Below are 21878 nucleotides of genomic sequence, written 5' to 3' on the forward strand. Positions count from 1 at the left end.
CACGCCGTCAGTACCTCCGGGCGTCACGATCAAACGTCTGGCCCCGACCATGGGGAACAGGGGTCGGTTCGGCAGCGTCGGTCGGCGCCTGCCAGAGCGGCAAGGCGAGGGGACCGAGACGCTCGCGGTCGACCGATCGCACGATGGTGGTGATGGCGGCGATCGAACACAGGGTGATCATCATCATCGCCGGATCGTGGATGACCTCGGCGGGATGCAGCGTGGTCACGAACGGCACGAACGGGACGGCGGCGAGTGACCACAGCGTGGCTCGACGCATCGCGAACCGGCGACTCGTCGGTCGGGCGAGCGCGAACAGCAACGACATCTCCATCACGAGGTAGAACGCCGACGGATCGACTCGACCCGACATCACGAAGGTGACGTTCAACAACACGCCGGTCCACAGAGCAGGCCGGAGGAAGCGCCCGAGCCCGAGGCAGAACGCCACGGCGAGCTGGGCGATCATCACGAACCACGCCACCCCCACCGTCCACGGGGCGACGACGTAGTCCACGAATGGGACGAAGAGCGGCAGTACCTGGCCGTCTTGGGCGGACAGGAACGCCTCGAGTGCGGTACCGCTCCACCAATCGGGCTCGATCACCTTCTCGATCCCGGCGCGCATCCACCCGGCCGCGAGGAACAGCTGGAGCGGGAGGAGCAGGGTGGAGGCAGGCATCCCGGGTCGGGCTGCGCCGGGTGCTCGGGGGCGGGTATGGCGGTCGGTGGTGTCGGGGAGTGTGTGCGGCATCGGGTGCACGATCACCGCCGGCGGTAAGGCGGCACGGCGGCGGCGCGAAAGACCGTCGAAAGACACACCCAGCGAACTCACGGCCGATCTTTCGACGGTCTTTCGAACTCGCGAACAACCGACTTACCTCCGGGTCGCAGAGTGATCCTCGTCCAACTCCCCGCAACACAGACAGGACCCAACACCATGCACAAGAAACTCTCCACACTGGTCGTCTCGCTCGGCCTGGCAGGCGCCGCCGTCGGCGTCGGCTCGATGGTCAACGCTCAAGAGAGCGACGACACGACCGACGACACCGTCGTCGACGACACGACCGACGACATCGGCACCGAGGACGTCGACGAGCCGGCCGACGATCCGTTCGTCGACGACACCGACAGCGACTCGGCGGTTGACGCGGCCGAGGACGGTGACGAGGACGGTGACGGTGAGGGCCGCCGCGGTCGTCGCGGTGGCCGGAGCGGCGTCAGCTCCGACACGGTGATCGAGGCGCTCGGCATCACGGAGGACGAGTACGACGCCAGCCGCGACGCCGGGCTCACCATCACCGAGATCGCGGAGCAGGAAGGCGTCTCGATCGACACGGTCGTCGCCGCCCTGGTCGCCGACGTCGAGGAACACCTCGCCGAACACGTCGCCGACGGCGACCTGACCGAGGACGAGGCGGCCGAGAAGCTCGTCTCGGCCACCGAACGGATCGAAGACAAGGTCGATTCCGTCCGCGGCGAAGGCTGCGACGATGCCGACGATGCCGACGGCACCGACGAGGAGGCCGACGCCGACGCCTGATCACCTCGGCCCGATCTCATTCGTGCCTCCCCTGGGACCGGTCAGGGCGGCCCGCCTCCACGGCGGGCCGCCCCGCCGCGCCCGGCCGAGCGGGGTCGGGTGTCGCAGGGAACGGTGACGGCGAGGAACGAGCACTTCGGGTCAGGTGTCGCAGGTGACGGCGAGGAACGATCACTTCGGGTCAGGTGTCGCAGGTGACGGCGAGGAACGAGCCGTTACCGGAGATCACCTGACCCGGGATGGGTGCGCGAACCCGAGCGCCCGAGCTGCTCGGCCAGCTTCACGACCCCGACCCGAGCGGCAGCGAACAGAACGGAGAGTGATCCGACATGATGGAGACGATGACCGACACGATCACGTTGCTCGTGGCCGAGGACGACCGCCAGGTGCGTGAAGCACTCGAGCGGATCCTCGGGTTCGAGGGTTACCGGGTGATCAGCGTCGCCGACGGCGCGGCGGCGCTCGAGGCCGTGGTCACCGAGCAACCCGACGCACTCGTGCTCGACGTGATGATGCCGTACGTCGACGGTCTCGACGTCTGCCGGATGCTGCGAGCCAAAGGCGACCGCACCCCGATCTTGATGCTGACGGCCCGGGACGAGGTCGGCGACCGCGTGGCCGGGCTCGACGCCGGAGCCGACGACTACCTCGCCAAGCCGTTCGCGCTCGACGAACTGCTCGCCCGGCTGCGCGCCCTGCTGCGCCGTGTCGACGCCGGCCCGGGCGCCGGTGAGGTCCTCCGGTTCGACGACATCGAGCTCGACCTGGCCGGACGGGTCGTCAAGCGGGGTGCCCGCCTGATCGAGCTCACCCGGACCGAGATGCAGATCCTCGAGCTGCTGATGCGACACCCCGGCGTGGTGCTCGATCGCATGACGATGTACACCGAGATCTGGGGATACGAGGGCGAGACCTCCTCGAAGGCGCTCGACGTCCACACCCGCTACGTCCGCCGCAAGCTCGAAGCCGGCGGTGAGTCGCGAGTGATCCACACCGTGCACGGCGTCGGCTACGTGTTGCGGCAGCCGTTGGACGGTTCGTCGTGAGCTTGCGCGGACGGGTCACCGCGATCGTCGCCGTACTCGTAGTGGTCGGGATCGGTGCCGTCGCCGTCATCGCGTACGGGGTGACGCGCAACGAACTCACCTCCGAGGTCGACCAGTTCGTCAAGGAACGAGCCCAGGAGATCGTCGAAGGTCAGCGCGAATCCCGCGACCGACGAGACCGCAACGACGGCAACGGCCGGGCGGACGGCGACGTCGTCGGCGAGGTCGACTTGGAGCTCGATCGCGACGGGGTCACCTACACCGACGCCGATGCGATCGTGCAGGCGATCGACGGCGACGGCGTGGTGATCGAGAGCGACGGCGGCGACCTCCCGGTCGACTCGGTCGACATCGCCGTGGCGTCGGGGGATCGAGCGGTGCTGCGCGACATCGAGATCGACGGGGAGTCGTACCGGATGATCACGGTCCCGTACGGCGACTCGGGAGCGATCCAGGTGGCCCGCAGCACGGCGTCGACCGATTCGGTCCTGTCGGCGCTCGGGTGGCGCTTCGCCCTTGTCGGCGCGCTGTTCGCCGCGCTCGCGGCGCTCGCCGGCTGGCTCCTCATGCGACGGGCGACCAGGCCGCTCGCCGACCTGACGGCCGCCACCGAGCGGGTGGCCCGGACGCACGATCTCGAACCGCTCCATCTCGATCGCGACGACGAGATCGGTCGGCTCGCGGACAGTTTCGACGAGATGCTGCTCGCACTGTCGTCGAGCCGCGAACAGCAGCGACGACTGGTGCAGGACGCCGGTCACGAGTTGCGCACCCCGCTCACCAGCCTGCGCGCCAACATCGAGTACATGGAGCGGGCACCGGCGTTGTCCGACGACCAGCGCGGCGAGCTGCTCGCCGCCTTGCGGACCGAGACCGAGGAGTTGGGCGTGCTCGTCAACGAGGTGATCGCGCTGGCCAGCGGGGACGTCGGCGACGCCGACCCCGACACCGAACTCGATCTCGCCGACGTGGTCGCCGGAGCGGTCGAGCGGTTCCGTCGACGCACCGAACACGAGGTCGAGCTGTCGCTCGAACCGACACCGCTCGTCGGCAACGAGGCCCTGCTCGACCGTGCCGTGACGAACCTGCTCGGCAACGCCCACAAGTTCGGCCCGGCCGACCGGCCGATCGAGGTGTGCCTCGCCGACCGCACGCTGACCGTGCGCGACCACGGTCCGGGGATCGACCCCAGCGATCTCGATCGTGTCTTCGACCGCTTCTACCGTTCCGACGCCGCCCGGTCGCAACCGGGTTCGGGACTCGGCCTCGCCATCGTCCGCCAGGTGGCCGAACGCCACGGTGCCACGGCACGAGCGACGAACGCCGACGCCGATGGCACCGTGGTGACGCTCACGTTCCCCTGACTAGCGCCCGTCCAGGGCAGCTCCGTGGCCGAGGCCCGGACCGGGTCAGGAGAGGTCGTCGAGTGCGTTCCGCAGTGTTGCTTCGGTGATGCGCTCCGGGTCGAAGGCAACCGTTCGGTGGTCGCCGTCGACGACCGCGTCGGCGCCAACCATCGCCACGAGCGTCTCGAGCGCCTGCATCACCGTCTCGTCCTGCCAGTCGTCGACGACGACCGTCGGCAGCCCGCCGACCGACGTGACCTCGATCCCTTCGATCCCCACCACGCTGACCGTAGTTCCATCTGTCAGGGCGCCTCGGCCGCTCGCGGAAATCGCGCGACCGCTTCAGTCGTCGAGGAACTCGGTGACGAAGTCGGCGGCGATCTGGTCGAGGGGTTCGCCGGCGGCCGCCCGTGCGTTGAGTTCGATGATGCGTTGCGTCGACAGTGCACCCAAGATGTCGTCGACCACGGCGTCGAACTGGTCGGGGGCCTGCTCGTACGCCTCGTCGCGGATCGTGAGCGATGCGTTGTAGGTGAGGAAGACGTCATTGTTCTCGACCACGTCGAGGTCGTACTCGGCGATCTGCGGGTCGGTGGTGAACACCTCGGCCACGTCACAGTCGCCGCTCCCGCGCCCGCTCACGAGTGGGTACACCTGGTCGATCGAGCCGACCACCACGAGCCGGTCGTCGGGAATCGCATAGCCGGTACCGTCCTCGAACAACGTCATGCCGTCGGCTCGTTCGAGGAACGCATCTTCCACGCACACCATCAGGTCGGGTTCGTCGTCGAGCAGTTCGGCGAGGTCGTCGAGATCGAACGCATCCGGGTCGTAGCGATTCGGCTGATGCTCGGCACCGAGACCAGGGCTCAGCGCGAAGCCGTAGGTGTTGCTGAACGACGAGCGGCCAACCCATTCGATGCCGTTCGCGGCATCGAGTTCTCCGGCGCGGTCGGTGAGGTCGCCCGGGTCGGCTTCCGAATCGCCTGCCTCGCCGAACACCTCGACCAGAGCGGCCGAGTTGTACTCCCAGTACGCGTCGATGTCGCCGGTCTCGAGGGCGGCGCGCGTGGTGGCGATGTCGCCGGTGTCGGTGGCGTCGGTGACGGTCGCGCCGTACCGGTCGAGCGCTTCGATCAGGATCGAACTGAGCACGTACTGCTCGGTGAAGTCGCGCGAGCCGACGGTGACCTCGAGGCCCGAGAAGTCGGGCGCGTCATCACTACCGCACGCCGACATCGTCGCGACGAGCGCGGCCGCGCCGAGTGCTGCGATGAACCGCGTGCGGCGCATCACTGTTCCTCCTCCGCGACCAGCTGCTCGTGGTACTCGGCCTGCGCCTGGGCGACGGCTTCGAGCTCCTCGAGTTCGGCGAGTTCTTCCGCCTCGGCCTCGGCGCGCATGCGGGCGCCTTCGCGTGCGGCGAGGTGCGCCGTCGGTGGGGCGGGCATGCGGGCCTCGATGAAGAGCAGCTCGTTGTCGAAGGCCCGTTTGAGCGAGTAGATCGACACGAGCAGCACGCAGGAGAACACGAGCCCGGTCGCGACCGACGCGGACTGGAGCGCCTGCAGGCCGCCGCCGATCAGGAGTGCCGCGGCGACCGCCCCTTCCATCGTTGCCCAGAACACGCGCTGGGGCACCGGCGACTCCAGCTTGCCGCCCGACGTGAGGTGGTCGACCACGAGCGAACCGGAGTCGGACGACGTGACGAAGAACGAGACCACCAGGATGATCCCGACGAGCGAGGTGACGAACGTCCACGGGAACGCCTCGAGCAGGTCGAACAGCGCGGTCGCCGTGTTCTCGTTCACGGCGGCGGCCACGTCGCGGATGCCTTCCGACTGGGTGTGCAGTGCGGAGCCGCCGAAGGTCGCCATCCAGAAGAAGGTGAGCAGCGACGGCACGAGCACGACGCCGACCACGAACTCGCGGACGGTGCGACCCTTCGAGACGCGGGCGATGAACATGCCGACGAACGGCGCCCACGAAATCCACCAGCCCCAGTAGAAGATCGTCCAGCCGCTCTGCCATTCACCGCCGCTGATCGACTCGGTGTAGAAGGCGAGGCCGGGCAGTTCGCGGAAGTAGGCGCCGGTCGAGTCGAGGAAGAACCCGAGGATGAACAGCGTCGGGCCGACCACCAGCACGAAGCCGAGGAACAGCACGGCGAGGTACAAGTTGAGCTGGCTGACCCGCTTCACGCCGCCGTCGAGACCGGCGACGACCGAGATCGTCGCGAGCCCGGTGATCGCGGCGATGAGGCACACCTGGAACCACGTGGTGTCCGGCGAGCCGAACAGGAAGTTGGAGCCGGCCGACACCTGCTGCACGCCGAACCCGAGCGAGGTGGCGAGCCCGAACAGGGTGGCGATCACGGCGATCGTGTCGATGGCGTTGCCCCAGAACCCGTAGATGCGTTCTTTCAGGATCGGATAGAAGACCGAGCGCATGGTGAGCGGAAGCCCACGGTTGAACGTGAAGAAGGCGAGCGCGAGCGACACCAGCGCGTAGATGGCCCACGGGTGGATACCCCAGTGGAAGAAGGTGGTGATCATCGCCGCCTGCTCCGACTGTGGTGTCGAGCCGGCGACGTCGAAGTAGGGCGACGGGGTCTCGTAGTGGTTGATCGGTTCGGCGACCGACCAGAACATGATGCCGATGCCCATGCCGGCGGAGATGAGCATGGCGTACCAGGCGAAGTTCGAGAAGTCGGGCTTCGCGTACTGGCCGCCGAGCCGGATGCGGCCGTACTTCGAGAAGGCGAACACCAGCACGGCGACGACGAAGATGTTCGCGACGAGGATGTAGAACCAGCCGAAGTACTCGCCGATGAAGGCGAGCATGTCGCCGAAGAAGTCGTTGGCCGCCTCGCTGAACGCGAGCGTGAGACCGATGAAGAGGAGCAGGAAGCCGGCCGCCCAGAACGTCACCTGTGGGTGGAGGTCGAACCCGTACTTGACGATGTTGGTGTCGCCCGGGGTGCGGTTGGGGACCGGTTCGTCGTAGGGGTTCTCGGGTTCGACGCCGAGCCCGTAGTACCGCGGCCGGTTCTCGATCGCCCGCTTGCGCGAGTTGCGCTCGTGCCGCCGCACCACCTCCTCGGTCGACGGTTCCACGTGCTGTTCGCTGTCGTGTCCCACGGCTTCGACCATAGGGCACGCTCGGCCGGGCACCTCCCGGCTCGGCCCGGTGCGGGTCTTCGCGGGTCTGGCACGATGGCGGCGTGGCTCGTCTGTTGATCGTCCATCACACGCCGTCGCCGTCGACGCACGCCATGTTCGAAGCGGTGCGCGACGGCACGAAGGCCGAGGGCATCGACGGAGTCGAGGTGGTCGCCCGGCCGGCGCTCGCCACGACCGCGTCCGACGTGTTGGCCGCCGACGGCTACCTCCTCGGCACGCCCGCGAACCTCGGCTCGATGAGCGGCGCGCTCAAGCACTGCTTCGACACCATCTACTACCCCTGCCTCGACGCCACTCGCTGCCGACCGTACGGCGTCTTCGTCCACGGCAACAACGACGTCGACGGCGCGCTGGCCGACATCGCCAAGATCGTGCGTGGCCTCGAGTGGAAGGAGGCGCACGCCCCCGTCCGCATCACCGGCGAACCAACGCGCACCGACCTCGAGTCCTGCTGGGACCTCGGCGCCACCCTCGCCGCCACCCTCATCCCCTGACCGACGAACGGGGTCGGATACATCTCGTCGACGACCCGCTCGTGATGGGCATGGTGGCCGACGAGATGTATCCGACCCCATTCGTCGGGTGAGCATCCACCATTGCGGAGCCGGCGGTTCATACCGTTTCGGGTATGGGGTCGACGGTCGAGCGTTCCTCGTGGGTGTTGTCCCGCCTGCTGATCGCCGTGACCGTGATCGTCTTGGTGATGATCGCCGCCAACCCGTCCGACTCGTCGCCGAATCGCGGCATCGCCGAGGCATCGGAGGAACGGGGAGACGGCCCTGGCGGCGACGACGGAGAAGACGGGTTGCCCGACGCAACCGCGTCGAACGTGGCGCTCGTCGCGCAGGCCGGACCGGTGCCGCCGGCGTCGGCAGGTCCGGCGACGATCACGGTCGCCGTGACGGGGGAGATCCTGCCGCACCCGTCGGTCGTCGAACATGCCGCCCGGTTCGGTGCGCAGCGGGGTCTCGACTACGACTTCGCCGGGCTCTTCCTCGAACTGTCGCCGGTGATCGCCGCAGCCGACGTGGCGATCTGTCATCTCGAGGTGCCTGTCGCCCCACCGGGCCGCGCCCTGAGCGGGTACCCGGCGTTCGCGATCCCGGCCGAGGTCGGTGACGGCATCCGCCACGTCGGGTGGGACACCTGCACGACGGCGTCGAACCACATCAACGATCAGGGCACGTCCGGCATCGTTGCCACGCTCGACGCGCTCGACGCTGCCGGTGTCGCCCACAGCGGATCGGCACGAACGATCGAGGAGGCGATGGCGGTGCCGCTCGTCGACGTCGGCGGCGCCTCGGTCGCGAGCCTGTCGTACACGTGGGGCTACAACGCCACGCCACCCGCCGAGCCGTGGATGGCGAACGTGATCGACCCCGATCTGATCCTGTCCGACGCCGCGAACGCACGTGCGTCCGGTGCCGCCGTGGTGGTGGTGAGCCTGCATTGGGGAACCGAGTACGACACGGCCGGGTCGGGTGATCAGCGGGCGCTGGCCGAGCAACTGCTGGCGTCGCCGAACATCGATCTGATCGTGGGCCACGGGCCGCACGTGCTGCAGCCGATCGAACAGTTCGGTGACGAGTACGCGCTACTGAGCGTCGGCAACCTGGTCGCCAACCAGGGTTCGTCGAAGCCGTACACCTACGACGGTGTCGTCGCCACGGTCACGTTCACCGTCGACGAGACGGGCACGTACCGGTCGTCGCCACCGGTGGTCGAACCCACGTGGTACGACCGCGACGCCGGCCGCGTCCGCCTCGTCGGTGCCGGCCTGGGCGACCCCTCCCAACTCGACGCCAGCGCCACCCGAACCGAGAGCATCCTCGGCTCCTCCGTGACCGACCAGTAGCCCCGACGGATGGGGTCGCGAACGGGGTCGGATACATCTCGTCGACGGCCTGCTCGTGGAGGGCATGGTCGCCGACGAGATGTGTCCGATCCCATTCGCCCCGTCGGTGTCAGTCGGGGGCTCGGAGGATGAGGCCGTTCTTCTTCGTCGTGGGGATGTCGAGGCAGACGAGGAAGCGGCCGTCGGGGAGGCGGGCGAGGCCTTCGGGCTTGGGACTGTGCTTCGGGAGTCGCATGACCCGGTCGAGGTGTTTCACCTTTCCGCCCTCCGGTGGCAGCGGCGGGTCGAGCGAGAGTCGGGCGACGCTGCGCGACTGGTCGCTCAGCAGCCAGAGGCCGAGGTCGTCGGTCTCACCGATCGCGCTGACGTCGCCGAGCGCCTTGGCCGCCTTGCCCGCGAGCGGCCAGACGGCGACGGCGTGGAACGTGACGTCGATGCCGTTCGGGTCGTCGGGCGTGGGGGCCTCCCATCGCTCGTCCGGAGCGAGGATGTCGTCCGGTCCGACCCCACGGGCGGCAGCGCCGGCCGGTGCGAACTCGACGAGGGCGGCCGGGTGCTTCTCCTTGGCGACGAGGAGTCGTCCGCCGCGCAGGAACATCAGGCCTTCGCCGCGGGAGTTCTCCTCGTCCCACATGCCGACGAGTGCCGGTTCGTCGTCGAGCCTGATCCGGCACAGGAACCGTTTCGCGGCGACGTCGGCGACGAGCACGACGGGTGGTTCCTCGCGCATGACGGCGACGATCGAGGTGCCGTCGGCGGCGATCGACTCGAACTGGCTGTCGTCGCCCATGTCGGGCCAGGCGTCGACGTCGGCCAGGTCGACGACCCGCCACGAGATGTCGCCCGACTCGTCGACGATGCCGGTCGCCACCTCGGCGGTGCGGTCGCCGATCGCGAGCAGGTGATGCCGCCCGTCGGCGTCGGTTCGAGCCGCCGCTCCGGACACCTCCACGACAGGGATGTCGACCCGCTCGACCAACGCCAACCGAGCCGCCTTCCCCATCCCGAGCAAGGTACTCCCCGCACGCACGACTTCGGGTCAGGTGCCAGAGGCGACGGGGGAGGCGCAGGGTCGGCGGGTATTCGGGTCAGGTGCCAGAGGTGACGGGGGAGACGCAGGGTCGGCGGGTATCCGGGTCAGGTGCCAGAGGTGACGGGGGAGGCGCAGCCGAGTCCGTTACCGGCGGTCACCTGACCCGGGGTGGGTGCGCGACCGGAACACTCGAGCCGCTGGGCCGACCCACAGGATCCCGGGTCAGGTGACCGTCGGTAACGCCTCGCCCTGGCGGCGAGTCGTCACCTGTGGCACCTGACCCGGGTGCCACTCATCCGAGTGCCACGGTCTCGAGGCGTGCGTAGCTCGCCTCCATGCCCTCGATCATCCCGGTCTCGATCACCGCGTCGCGCGACTCGGTGTTCGGGTACGTCACGACGAAGCTGAGCAGCGTCGTCCCGTCGGGTCGGGCGGTCAGGGTGAGCTCGTTCGTCGAGGGGTCGCCCTCCATGCCGATCATCTGCTCGGTCGACACCTCGCGGTGCGGTGGGTCGCTCTCGACCAGCACGCTGGTGAACCCGAACGGTTCGCCGTCGTTGCCCGGTGCGGGCGCCCACTCCCAGCGGTACGTGTCGCCGACCTGCTGTGGCACCTCGCAGACCGGCATCGTCCAGCCGTCGGGGCCGAGCATCCACTGCGGGATCAACTCGGGATCGTGATGCGCCCGCCAGACCTGATCGACCGTGCCTCGGATCACCCGCGTGATGCGGATCTGGGTGTCGGACAGGAGCTGCATGTCGGTGCCGCGGCCGGCGGCGAACGACTGCAGGTCGGCGAGCACGTCGTCGATCTGGCTCATCGCCGACTTCATGCCCTCTTCCATGCCCATGTCGATCAGCTGCTCGAGCTGGTCGAGCGCCCCGAAGTGGGTGGTGGTGACGAGGCGGGAGCCGCTGTCGGTGTCCTCGAACGAGAACGTCATCCGCATCGACGGCATGTCGGCGTTCTCCTCACCGTCGGCGCCGGCGAACCCGTCGCGGACCTCGAAGAACTTCCCGTCGTCGACGCGGAGGAACTCCCAGAACCCGGCCGACTGCTCGCCCTCCGGTCCGGTCATGACGTAGTGCGAACGTCCACCGACGAAGACGTCGTGGCGGAGGAACGTCGCCGGCCATTCGACCGGACCCCAGAACTTCTCGATCTGGCGGGGGTCGGTGTAGGCCTCCCACAGTCGTTGGCGGCTGGCGGTGAAGTCGGCGACGACGGTCATGGTGAGGTTGTCGAGATCCTTCTCGACGGAGGTGACGGGCATGATGCTCTCGTTTCGTGTTGCTGGGTGGTGGGTGGGGTCCGGGTGGCGTCGGCCGACCCTGATTACTCGTCCTCGTCGAGGAGGGCGTCGAGACGGTCGATGCGCGACCGCCAGATCTGCTCGTACCGATCGAGCAGTGCTTGTGCTCGTCGGATGGCGTCGGGGTTACCGCGGACGATCCGTTCGCGGCCGTTGGGGTGCTTGGTCACGAGACCCGCTCCTTCGAGCACGGCGACGTGCTTCTGCACCGCCGCGAATGACATGTCGTACGAACCGGCCAGCTCCGACACCGACGCCTCGCTGGCGAGCGTGCGCTGCACGATGTCGCGTCGTGTCGCGTCGGCGAGCGCCCGGAAGATCCGGTCCACCTCGTCATCGCTGAGCTCCGCAGAATGTACAACCATATGGTTGTACATTACGGGCGACCTCACGACCTGTCAAGAGGCAAGCGACGGACGGTTGTAACCATCGCCTCTGGCACGACCCACCGGGTCGGGTGTCGCACGGAACGGCGACCGAGGAGGAACCGGGTCGGGTGTCGCACGGAACGGCGACCGAGGAGGAACCGGGTCGGGTGTCGGAGGGAACGGCGACGGAGTCGACGTTTCCGGAGATCACCCGACTCCGGTGAGGAGCGTGCGCGCCCGGGTCGGGTGATCTCCCGAAACGCCTCGGCTGCGCCTCGGTGTTCCGTACGACACTCGACCCGGTGGGGGCTGCGCCTCACCCGTCACCTCTGGCACCTGACCCGCTCGAGGGTCGTCAGGTGCCGGGTTCGAGGAGGCCGGATTCGTAGGCGTAGACGACGGCGTGGACGCGGTCGCGCAGGGCGAGCTTCATCAGGATCCGCTTGACGTGGGTCTTGACGGTGCTCTCGCCGACGATCAGCTCGGTGGCGATCTCCTTGTTCGACAGCCCCTGCGCGATCAACAAGAGCACCTCGCGTTCGCGGTCGGTGAGCCGGTCCAGTTCACGGTTGCTGACGTCGGTCGCCACCGGGCCGTCGGCGGTGGCACGGGAGAACTCGCGCATCAGCCGTCGCGTCACCGACGGCGCCAGGAGAGCGTCGCCGCCCGCCACGACTCGGATGCCGGCCAGCAGCTCCTCGGGCGGCGTCCGCTTCAGCAGGAAGCCGCTCGCTCCGGCCCGGACGGCGTCGTACACGTACTCGTCGATCTCGAACGTCGTGAGCACGAGCACCCGTGGCCCGTCATCGGTGTCGACGTCGTCGGCAGCGTCGGCCACGTCGCCCAGGCCGACCGGCTGGCCGACGATCCGACGGGTCGCTTCCAAGCCGTCCATGCCGGGCATGCGGATGTCCATCACGACCACATCGGGCTCCGTCGAAGCGGCGAGTTCGATCGCTTCGGCGCCGTCGCCAGCTTCGCCCACGACCTCGAGGTCGTCCTGGGTCTCGATCATCATGCGCAACCCGGCGCGCACCAGCACGTCGTCGTCGACGATCAGCACTCGGATGGTCATCGTTCGTCCTCCGCTCGGGGGATGCGGGCCTCGACCCGGTAGCCGCCGCCGGCCCGTGGCCCGGTGACGAGGCGGCCACCCAACAACTCGACGCGTTCGCGCATCCCGATCAGTCCGCGGCCGCCGCCGGTGGTGGCGGTGGATGCGGCGCCGCGACCGTCGTCGCGCACCTGCACCACGAGCTCACGCTCGTCGCACCGCAGGGCGACCTCGATGTGGGCCGGTCCGGCGTGCTTGACGGCATTGGTGAGCGCCTCCTGCACGATGCGGTATGCGGTGGCGCCGGTCGTGCGTTCGACCGTCCGGTCGAGTTCGGCCGGGCACTCGTTCAGGTAGTCGATGTCGGCGCCGGCGGAGCGCACCCCGTCGACGAGGCGGCCGATGTCGGCCAGGCCGTAGGCGGGTTCGAGCGGCGCGGCGTCGTCCGCTTCGCGCAGCAGGCCCAGCATCCGGTCGAGGTCGGACAAGGCGAGTCGGCCGACCCGCTCGATCTCTCGCAGTGAGCCGACGGCGCGGTCGTCCTCGGTGGCGAGGCGGGCGGCGCCGGCCTGCATCACCATCACGTTCACGCTGTGGCCGACGGCGTCGTGCAGCTCGCGTGCGATCCGGTTGCGTTCCTCTGCGACGGCCTGGCGGGCGACGGCATCGACCGCCGCCTGGGTCGCGGCCGCGTGTTCGGCGAGGGCCGCCTGGCGTTCCTGCGCTGCACGCACCTGCGTCCCGAACGCCCAGCCGACCAGGAAGAACATGGCGAAGACGAACCGGGCGCCGCCGTCGAACGAGTCGATCTCGCCGGGCCCGTAGAAGGTGATCGGCCACACGGCGACCAACGCGACCGCCAGGATCGTCGCCGACACCCGTGGCGGCCGGGTGAGCGCCACCGTGTACGAGAGCGGCACGAGCGCGAGCGTCCCGTTGCCCTCGCCGTACTCGAAGGCGGCGACGAGGTAGATACCGATCGCCGCCGCGAGCACGGTGAGCGGGGCGAGACGCCGGACGACGATCAGCGCTGCCGGCCCGAGGACGAGGAGCCAGCCGGGGAAGCCGACGGCGCCGAACTCGTCGACGGCGTCGGGCCGGGACATCTGGACGACCGTGACGAACACGAGTGTCAGCGCCCCGCAGGCGTCGGCGACGAACCAGATCGGGGCGCGATTCGGGGTGCGGTCGGGAGCGAACCACGTCATCACGTGCGTCGACAGTATCGGCCACTCGTCGGGCGGTCGTCCCCCTGTGGGGGGACACGAGCACCGTCCAGGGGGACGGCTCGGAACCGCCCCGTGGAGGGACGACCGCGACGGGTCCCGACGTGGAGAGTGGTCATCGTTCGGGCAGCACGGCCCGTCCCCACCGCTCAGGAGCCATCGATGTCTCTCCCCTCATCCACCCACAACCACCGCACGGCAGCGATCTCACTCGGGTTGTTCGCCATGGTGTGCGCCGCGTGTGGCAGCGACAGCAGCTTCACCGTCGGCGACGGCGGTGATGCGGTCGAACCGGCCGGTGTCGACGTCTCGGTGTCGGCCGGTGTGTCGATCGCCCGTGACGACAGCGACCTCCCCGATCTCGAGTCGCTGGAGGTCGTCGACGGCATGGTCACGTTGCCCGACGGCTGGTTCGAGATGGCCGGCTACGGCACCGTCCTTCACGTCGACGGCGACGACGTCGTGCCGTACTACGTGACGACGTCGACCTGCACGATGGGTGACACCGAGGACAACGAGTTCCCGGTCGACCGTGCCGAGGCCGTCGACGGCGTCCTCGTCGTCGACCTGGTCGGCACCACGACCGTCAACCGTCTCCTGCCCCTGTCGGGCGGTCTCGAGTGCGACAGCGACCCCGACGACGCACTCATCGCACTCGACGAGCTCTTCGCCACCCACTACCCGTTCTTCGACGAGCGCGGCCTCGACTGGAACGACGAGATGGACCGCATCCGCACCGCCGCCGACGTCGGTGACGAGGCCCTCGCTGCCGAGGTGGAGGCGTTCGTCCAGCGGCTCGGCGACGGCCACACGACCTTCGGCGGCGACGTCGACGTCGACCCGGCCGACTTCGGCGTCGACGGTGTGACGACCGTCGAGCAGGTGAACGAGCTCTACGCCGACGAGGCCGCGGCGACGCTCGCAGCCATCGACGACCTCGACTTCGATCCGGCCGTGAGCGTCGGGTGGGGCACCCTCGCCGAGGGCGTCGGCTACCTCGTCGTGACCGACTTCCTCGCCGACGATCACGAGGCGTTCGACGCCGCCCTGTCCGACGCCGTCGCCGCCCTCGACGAGCGGTTCGACCGGCTGGTCGTCGACATGCGCTTCAACCCCGGCGGCTACGGCGACCTCGCGGTGCTGACGGCGGGCTTCTTCACCGACGAGCCGACCCAGGCCTACCGCAAGTGGGCGTACGCCGAGCCCGATCCGTTCGTGCAGACCGTCGAGATCGAGCCGGCCGACGAGCACTTCGACGGGACGATCGCCGTGCTGACCTCGCCCGTCACGGCGAGCGCAGCCGAGGAGTTCCTGCTCTCGATCCGTGCGGTCGCCGATCCGATCATGGTCGGCGCCCCGTCGTTCGGCGCCTTCTCCGACGCCATCGACTGGGTGCTGCCCGACGGCACCGAACTGACCCTGTCGATGGAGGTCTACACCGACCTCGACGGCGTCTCGTACGAGGGCACCGGCATCCCCGTCGACGTGCCCGCCCCCTTCGACCAGACGGTCGAGGCCGCGCTGACCGAACTCACCTCGACCCCCTGACCTCACCAGCCCTCCACCCAATCCCCAACCACCGATCACTCACCCACACAGAAAGCACCGAACCATGAGCACCACCACCCGTCAGCCCGTTCCGACCACCTCCACCGACGACCGGAGCAGCCGCATCGGTGGCGTCGCCGCCGTCGTCGCCGCCCTCACGTTCGTGTTCGGCATCGTCATGTTCGCCACGAGCATGACCGACTACACGACGGGCGATCCCAGCCCGGCCGAGTCGGTCGACTTCCTCGTCGCCCACCAGGGCTCGCTCCTGGTCTGGTACGTCGTCATCTACATCGTGTTCGGCATCGCCCTCGTGCCGCTCGCCCTCGCCCTCCACCGACGAGTGGCACCGGCCATGCCGATGCTGGCCAAGACGGCCACCGCCTTCGGGTTGATCTGGGCGGGCCTGATGTTCGCCACCGGGATGATCTCGAACATCGGGATCGAGGTCGTCGCCGACCTGGCCGGCTCGCACCCGGGCGACGCCCCGGCCGTGTGGTCGGCGATCGACGCCGTCACCGACGGCCTCGGCGGCGGCAACGAGTTGGTCGGCGCACTGTGGATCGGCCTGATCAGCGTCGCCGCCCTCGCCTCGGGCGCCCTCCCGAAGGCCCTCAACTGGTTCGGCGTGGTGACGGCTGTCGGCGGCCTGGCCACCCTCGTCCCCGGCTTCGAAGCCGCCGAGATGGTGTTCGGCCTCGGCTCGATCGCCTGGTTCGTCTGGATCGGCATCGCCCTTCTCCGCGACCGCACCGCCTGACCCGAGCCACCTCCCACCAACGCACACCGACCTACCACGCACGACACACAGGAGTCCACCATGACCATCACCACCGAACCCACCACCGAAACCTCGACCTTCGCACCGCCGCAGACCGGTGCCCCCGCCGCCGGGTTCGCCGCCAGCGCCACCGATGCGGTCAAGACCTACGGCCGCGGCGACGCCGCCGTCCACGCGCTCGACGGTGTCACCGTCGGCTTCGAACGGAACCGCTTCACCGCCATCATGGGCCCGTCCGGGTCGGGCAAGTCGACGCTCATGCAGGCCGTTGCCGGCCTCGACACGCTGACGTCCGGCTCGGTCGCCATCGGCGGCGTCGAGCTCTCGTCGCTGAACGACAAGCAGCTCACCCGCATGCGTCGGGACAAGATCGGCTTCATCTTCCAGTCGTTCAACCTGGTGCCGACCTTGACCGCCCGGGAGAACATCCTGCTGCCGCTCGATCTCGCCGGCCGCAAGGTCGACCGCGACTGGCTCGACCACGTTGTGTCGACCGTCGGCATGGGGGAGCGCCTCCGCCATCGCCCGACCGAGCTGTCGGGCGGCCAGCAGCAGCGCGTGGCCGTGGCCCGTGCGCTCGTCAGCCGCCCCGAGATCGTCTTCGGTGACGAGCCGACCGGCAACCTCGACAGCCGCGCCGGCGCCGAGGTGCTGTCGTTCCTGCGCACCGCAGTGCGCGAACTCGACCAGACCGTCGTGATGGTCACCCACGATCCGATCGCCGCGTCGTACGCCGACCGGATCGTCTTCCTCGCCGACGGTCGCATCGTCGACGAGATGCTCTCGCCCACGCCCGACTCGGTGCTCGACCGCATGAAGCGGTTCGAGTACTGATCCGGCGACCTCCACGAAGGGACACGCCATGTTGCGCCTCTCCATCCGTTCGCTGCTCGCCAAGAAGCTGCGATTCATCACCACCGCGGTCGCCATCGTCCTCGGCGTCGCCTTCACGGCGGGGACGATGATCCTCGCCGACACCATGTCGGCGTCGTTCGGCACCGCGATCGAGGGCGTCGCCGACGGCGTCGACGTGGTCGCCCGCGGTCACCGCCTCGACCCCGACGACCCGCTCACCGCCCGCGCCGAGATCCCCTTCGACACGCTCGATACGATCGCCGACCTTCCGGGTGTGGCTGCCGCCGCTCCCTACTCGGAGGGCTACACGGAGGTGATCGGCGCCGACGGTTCGACGATCGACGTGATGCAGAGCGTCGGGTTGAACTGGATCGACGACGACGTCCTCGCGTTGTACGAGATCGTCGACGGTCGTGCCCCGTCGGCCTCCGGTGAGGTCGCACTCGGCGACAACACAGCGGAGCTGGCCGACGTCGCGATCGGTGACCCGGTCGACCTGCTCACGGTGCGCGGCCGCGAGACGTTTACCGTCGTCGGCTTCACCCAGCTCTCGGGTGGTTCGGCGTTCGGTAACACGGGGTTCGTCCACTTCACCGACGCCGACGCCGACGGCCGCATCACCGAGCCGGGTCAGACCGACTGGGTGATCGCCCGCGGCGACGGTTCGGTCACGCCCGATGCGCTGGCCGCCAGCGCCTCGCTCGTGCTGCCCGATCAGAACATCGTCACCGGTCAGGGCATGATCGACGAGCAACAGGCCGACGTCGACCGCGCCGTCGACCTCATCCGCACGATCCTGCTCGTGTTCGGGTTCATCGCCCTGTTCGTCGGAGCGTTCACGATCGCCAACACCTTCACGGTGACGATCGCACAGCGGACGAAGGAGCTCGCCCTGGTGCGTGCGATCGGAGCCGGCCGCCGCCAGGTGCTCGGCTCGGTCGTAATCGAGGCGGCCGTGCTCGGTGTGGTCGCTGCCGCAGCGGGTGTCGTCGCCGGCATCGGCGTCGCGGCTGGGCTGATCCAGCTGTTCGCCACCTTCGGTCTCGAGTTCCCAGACTCCGACCTCGTCATCGCCACCCGGACGATCGTCTGGTCGATGGCGACCGGCGTCGGTGTGACGATCGGGTCGGCCCTGCTGCCCGCCCGCCGTGGCGCCTCGGTCGCTCCGGTCGAGGCGATGCGCGAAGCCTCGACCGAGGCACCGGGTGTCCCCATCCGGCGCACGGTCGTCGGCCTGGTCGCCGCCGTCGCCGGTGTCGCCTTCCTCATCGTCGGTGGTTCCGACGGGAACGCCAAGACCGTCGGTTACGGCATCGCCCTCGCCTTCGTCGGTGCACTGGCGCTCGGCCCCGTGCTCGTCCGCCCGGTCGTCGCGGCCCTCGCCGTGCCGCTCGGCTGGTTCGGTGCGAGCGGTCGTCTCGCCGCTGCGAACGCCCGCCGCAACTCGAAGCGGTCGGCCGCAACGGCGTCGGCGCTCACGATCGGCGTGATGCTGGTCGCCGGTGCCGCCATGTTCGCGAGCACCGCATCGGAGACGGTGCGCGGCGACGTGGAAGAGGTGTTCGTCGCCGACCGGATCGTGCGTTCGCTCGGGATGAGCCCGGGCATGCCGACCGAACTCGCCGTCGCCCTCGCCGACATCGACGGCGTCGACGTCCTCCCGATGCAGACGGCCGACGTCTCGATCGACGGTGACATCGCCACCGTGTCGGGTCTCGACCTGGCCGACGCCGACGGCTTCCTCGACGTCGAGGTACTCGACGGTGCGATCGACGCCACCTCGTTGGCGGTCGGCGACCAGCTCGCCGCCGACCAGGGCTGGTCCGTCGGTGACTCGGTCGACATCACCTTCACCGACGGCACGTCGGAGCAACTCCCGATCGGTGCGATCCTCGACGAGGGCGCCGCCCTCGAACCGATCGTCGCCCCGTACGACCTCGTCGCCGCTCACGGCATCGGCCTCGACCGGCTCCTCTTCATCGACGCCGGCGACGACGCCGCGATCGCAGCGGTCGAGGCGGTCACCGACCAGATGCCGACCGCCACGGTCGAGACGGTGTCGGAGCTCTCCGCCGCCATCGCCGGCACGTTCGACACCCTGCTGACGATCGTGCTCGGCTTCCTCGGCTTGGCGATCGTGATCGCCGTGCTCGGCATCGCCACCACGATCGGCCTGTCGGTGCACGAGCGCACCCGTGAGCTCGGCGTGTTGCGAGCGGTCGGCATGAGCCGCAGCCAGCTGCGCCGGTCGATCCGGTTGGAGGCGATCGTCATCGCCCTGTTCGGTACAGCGGTCGGCGCCGCCCTCGGCATCGGCGGGACGTGGGCCCTGCTCACGACCCTCGGCGACGACGGCTTCGCCTCGCCCGTCCTCCCGATCGGGCCGCTCGTCGGCACTGCAATCGGCGCCATCCTCGCCGGCACCGCCGCCGCGGCACTCCCCGCCCACCGAGCCGCCCGCCGCCCCGTCCTCGACGCCATCCGCGCCGACTGACGCCCCCAACGGGTCGGGTGTCGTACGGAACGCTGAGGCGCAGCCGAAGCGTTTCGGGAGATCACCCGACCCGTTCGACGACCAGCCCACGCTCGACGGTGCCGTGCCCGTTCCTCCCGGAACGGCTGCGGCACCGTCGTCCCGTTCCAGAGGCGACCTCGACGCGCCTGACGGTCAGGGCATGAGCTGCACGGCGGCGAGGAGGAGGGTGCTCCAGCCGGCCATGAAGGTGACGATCCAGCGCAGCTGACGGCTGTTCTGGTCGTGCATCTCCGAGCGGAGATCGGCCGTCGACACCTGCATCTCGGCCCGCAGCTGGGTCGCCAGTGTCTGCATGTTCGTCTCGACGGAGCGGATGCCGGTCTCCACGTCGCTCCGGACGCCGGTCTCCATCGCCTTCATGTCGCCGCGGATACCGGCTTCCATCGCTCGCATGCCCGCTTCGGATGCCTTGATCTCGGCACGAAGGTCGCCGGCCATCGCATCGAGGTCGGCGCGCAGCAGGACCCGTGTGGCGCTGAGGTCGTCCTTGGTGGCGACCTGATCCCAGGTGACCGGTGGTAGGTGTGCCATGAGTGCGTCGGTCGACTTGCGGCCGATGGAGGTTTCGAGTTGTCGATGCAGTTCGAGTCGGGTGCGGTCGTCGACCGGCATGTGGTTCTCCTCGTTCGATGGGAGCGAGGGGAAGTCGGTACCGCAACCGCACCAGTGGGGTGTGCGCCCGCCAGTGGGGCGGAGCCGGTGCGGTCAGTTGGAGCCGGCCCAATCCTCGACGGTCACCGACGACACCGACAGCGACGATCCGATCGTGCCGTCCGCCTTGCTCACGCCCGTCTTCACGCCGGCGCTCTTCACGACGCCGTGGGTGTCGATCAGCATGTACGTGATGTTGGCGGTGGCGATCACGCTGAACTTGTCGTCGAACCACAGGGGTTTGTCGTCGGTGACCTGATCGAGCGAAGCGGTCGCCGCCGACACGTAGGCGACGTGCGTGAACGGCGAACCGCCACCGTGGAGCTGTTCGTAGAGCGCGGCGGTCACGAACAACGACCGCGCTCGGCCGTCGGCCGTTGCGTGGATCGCCGTGATGAACTCGTCGATGCCGGCGACGAGTTCGTCGATCATGCCGACCTGCCCGGATGCGATCTCGAACCGTTTCGACAACAGGGCCACCGCTCGGAGTGCGTTCTCGAGGTTGTCGAGGCGTTGTCGGCGATCGTCGTCGTTCGGCTTCGACTCGTCGAACAGCTGCTGCGCGCGAGCCGCGGTCGCCGTCGCCTGCGTCAGCTCGATCTGCGTCGTGGTGCGCTTGGCCTCGAGGCCGATCTTCGACGTGTGCAGCTGCGATCGGCGCTCGCGCAGGGTCCGATCGGCGTCGGCGATGCTGCCGTTCGGGACGGGGCGGAAGTCGTCGACGCGGACGGTGCGTTGCTGCCCGAGCAGGCGGCCGGCCACGTCGGCGACGGCGGCACGCTGATCGAGTTCGAGGGTGCCGCTCGTCGTGGCCCGCTTCGCCGTGAGCAGCGACAGGATCCCGGGAATGGCGGCAGCGACCGCCCCGGCGACCATCTCCATCCCTCCGATGGACTTGGTGGTGATCTCCTCGTCGGTCGTGTTGTCGATCTCAACGTCGGTAGTGGGCCGGCCACCGAGTTCGGCGAGGAGATCGTCGGCGGCCTTGCTCAGGCCCGCGAGTCCCTGACTGACCTCGAGGCGGATGCCGTCCGCCGTCGCCAGGTCGGGGTCCGACGTCACGAGGATCGAGACGGTTTGGCCCGCGATCTGCCGCTCGATCGCCCGTGAGACCTTCTCGGCTGCTTGGCCGAGCGCGAGGCGGGCCATTCCGCCGCTGAGGAGGGGGCGGTCGCCTCCGACGTTCAGCTCGCCGGGCTTCACGTCTGCGAGGTTCGGGACCAGTGCGGCGATGCGCTTGCGTCGGGACTCGGCGGCGGCCGACTCGGCCTCGGTCGCCGTCTTGCGGAGCTCGGCTTCTTTCTGGCGGCGGACGAGGCCGGGGTCGACGACCACATCGGCGGTGCGTCGTGCCTGCTCCGCTTCGGCGGTGTTCTTGGCGTGTGCGGCGGCCCGTGCCGCCGCTGCCGCCTCGGATTCGTAGTCGGCGAGTTCTCGTTCGGCCTTGGCGGCTTCGGCGAGGGCTTTGCGAGCTTTGGCGTCTGCTTCGACGTCGGCGGGGTCGGTCGCGTTGTCGGCTGGTTCGGTCATGGTTCCTCCGGG

General features: G+C 69.1%; 20 protein-coding genes. 9 read left to right on the forward strand and 11 right to left on the reverse strand.

Going from position 1 to position 21878, the window contains the following annotated elements:
* Positions 1-7: 7 nt before the first annotated feature.
* Positions 8-754: a hypothetical protein gene (locus tag BDK89_RS00540; RefSeq protein WP_133867093.1), complete on the reverse strand. Its 747-nt coding sequence runs from the start codon at positions 752-754 to the stop codon at positions 8-10.
* 186 nt (positions 755-940) lie between these two features.
* Here BDK89_RS00540 and BDK89_RS00545 point away from each other — a divergent pair, with 186 nt between their 5' ends.
* The 3 genes from BDK89_RS00545 to BDK89_RS00555 all read left to right on the forward strand — a co-directional run bounded on the left by BDK89_RS00545 (position 941) and on the right by BDK89_RS00555 (position 3953).
* Positions 941-1543 carry a hypothetical protein gene (locus BDK89_RS00545; RefSeq protein ID WP_133867094.1) on the forward strand — a complete coding sequence of 201 codons (603 nt, stop codon included), beginning with the start codon at positions 941-943 and terminating at the stop codon, positions 1541-1543.
* A gap of 353 nt (positions 1544-1896) precedes the next feature.
* Positions 1897-2589: a response regulator transcription factor gene (locus BDK89_RS00550; RefSeq protein WP_133870919.1), complete on the forward strand. Its 693-nt coding sequence runs from the start codon at positions 1897-1899 to the stop codon at positions 2587-2589.
* Positions 2586-3953 carry a sensor histidine kinase gene (locus BDK89_RS00555; protein ID WP_133867095.1) on the forward strand — a complete coding sequence of 456 codons (1368 nt, stop codon included), beginning with the start codon at positions 2586-2588 and terminating at the stop codon, positions 3951-3953. Before BDK89_RS00550 ends, BDK89_RS00555 begins: the two co-directional genes overlap by 4 nt.
* Positions 3954-3998: 45 nt before the next feature.
* On the opposite strand, the gene BDK89_RS00560 is transcribed toward BDK89_RS00555, so the two are convergent.
* From BDK89_RS00560 to BDK89_RS00570, 3 genes are all read right to left on the reverse strand, one after another.
* On the reverse strand, positions 3999-4214 hold the full coding sequence (locus BDK89_RS00560; RefSeq protein WP_133867096.1) for a hypothetical protein: 216 nt from the start codon (positions 4212-4214) through the stop codon (positions 3999-4001).
* 63 nt (positions 4215-4277) lie between these two features.
* Positions 4278-5228, reverse strand: a complete 951-nt coding sequence (locus tag BDK89_RS00565; protein WP_133867097.1) for an ABC transporter substrate-binding protein — start codon at positions 5226-5228, stop codon at positions 4278-4280.
* The gene (locus tag BDK89_RS00570; protein WP_208293910.1) at positions 5228-7075 is read right to left on the reverse strand and encodes a BCCT family transporter; all 1848 of its coding nucleotides are present in this window, start codon (positions 7073-7075) and stop codon (positions 5228-5230) included. Before BDK89_RS00570 ends, BDK89_RS00565 begins: the two co-directional genes overlap by 1 nt.
* Positions 7076-7158: 83 nt before the next feature.
* On the opposite strand from BDK89_RS00570, the gene BDK89_RS00575 reads away from it, so the two are divergent.
* Together BDK89_RS00575 and BDK89_RS00580 are read left to right on the forward strand one after the other, a co-directional pair.
* Entirely contained in the window at positions 7159-7611 is a 453-nt protein-coding gene (locus tag BDK89_RS00575) for a flavodoxin family protein (protein ID WP_133867099.1), read from the forward strand.
* A 134-nt stretch (positions 7612-7745) separates the two neighbouring features.
* On the forward strand, positions 7746-8972 hold the full coding sequence (locus BDK89_RS00580; RefSeq protein WP_133867100.1) for a CapA family protein: 1227 nt from the start codon (positions 7746-7748) through the stop codon (positions 8970-8972).
* Positions 8973-9081: 109 nt separating this feature from the next.
* On the opposite strand, the gene BDK89_RS00585 is transcribed toward BDK89_RS00580, so the two are convergent.
* The 5 genes from BDK89_RS00585 to BDK89_RS00605 form a co-directional block, all read right to left on the reverse strand.
* Positions 9082-9975: an SdiA-regulated/phytase-like domain-containing protein gene (locus BDK89_RS00585; RefSeq protein ID WP_133867101.1), complete on the reverse strand. Its 894-nt coding sequence runs from the start codon at positions 9973-9975 to the stop codon at positions 9082-9084.
* Between the two features lie 322 nt (positions 9976-10297).
* The gene (locus tag BDK89_RS00590; protein ID WP_133867102.1) at positions 10298-11278 is read right to left on the reverse strand and encodes an SRPBCC family protein; all 981 of its coding nucleotides are present in this window, start codon (positions 11276-11278) and stop codon (positions 10298-10300) included.
* 62 nt (positions 11279-11340) lie between these two features.
* Entirely contained in the window at positions 11341-11682 is a 342-nt protein-coding gene (locus BDK89_RS00595) for an ArsR/SmtB family transcription factor (RefSeq protein WP_133867103.1), read from the reverse strand.
* Positions 11683-12040: 358 nt separating this feature from the next.
* Positions 12041-12760, reverse strand: coding sequence for a response regulator (locus tag BDK89_RS00600; RefSeq protein WP_133867104.1), 720 nt, complete (start codon positions 12758-12760; stop codon positions 12041-12043).
* The gene (locus BDK89_RS00605) at positions 12757-13947 is read right to left on the reverse strand and encodes a sensor histidine kinase (RefSeq protein WP_133867105.1); all 1191 of its coding nucleotides are present in this window, start codon (positions 13945-13947) and stop codon (positions 12757-12759) included. The genes BDK89_RS00600 and BDK89_RS00605 overlap by 4 nt, the downstream gene beginning before the upstream one ends.
* Positions 13948-14127: 180 nt before the next feature.
* Between BDK89_RS00605 and BDK89_RS00610 the strand changes: the two genes are divergently transcribed.
* The 4 genes from BDK89_RS00610 (at position 14128) to BDK89_RS00625 (ending at position 19643) form a co-directional block, all read left to right on the forward strand.
* A complete protein-coding gene (locus BDK89_RS00610) occupies positions 14128-15513 on the forward strand; it encodes a S41 family peptidase (protein WP_133867106.1) in 1386 nt (461 codons plus the stop codon).
* 64 nt (positions 15514-15577) lie between these two features.
* Positions 15578-16273: a DUF4386 family protein gene (locus BDK89_RS00615; protein WP_133867107.1), complete on the forward strand. Its 696-nt coding sequence runs from the start codon at positions 15578-15580 to the stop codon at positions 16271-16273.
* A gap of 60 nt (positions 16274-16333) precedes the next feature.
* Positions 16334-17128, forward strand: a complete 795-nt coding sequence (locus BDK89_RS00620) for an ABC transporter ATP-binding protein (RefSeq protein ID WP_133867108.1) — start codon at positions 16334-16336, stop codon at positions 17126-17128.
* 28 nt (positions 17129-17156) lie between these two features.
* Positions 17157-19643: an ABC transporter permease gene (locus BDK89_RS00625; protein WP_133867109.1), complete on the forward strand. Its 2487-nt coding sequence runs from the start codon at positions 17157-17159 to the stop codon at positions 19641-19643.
* A 174-nt stretch (positions 19644-19817) separates the two neighbouring features.
* On the opposite strand, the gene BDK89_RS00630 is transcribed toward BDK89_RS00625, so the two are convergent.
* On the reverse strand, positions 19818-20297 hold the full coding sequence (locus BDK89_RS00630) for a CCDC90 family protein (RefSeq protein WP_133867110.1): 480 nt from the start codon (positions 20295-20297) through the stop codon (positions 19818-19820).
* 93 nt (positions 20298-20390) lie between these two features.
* On the reverse strand, positions 20391-21866 hold the full coding sequence (locus tag BDK89_RS00635) for a hypothetical protein (RefSeq protein WP_133867111.1): 1476 nt from the start codon (positions 21864-21866) through the stop codon (positions 20391-20393).
* Between the last annotated feature and the right edge of the window lie 12 nt (positions 21867-21878).

It is taken from the genome of Ilumatobacter fluminis (assembly GCF_004364865.1).
Classification (GTDB): Bacteria; Actinomycetota; Acidimicrobiia; order Acidimicrobiales; family Ilumatobacteraceae; genus Ilumatobacter; species Ilumatobacter fluminis.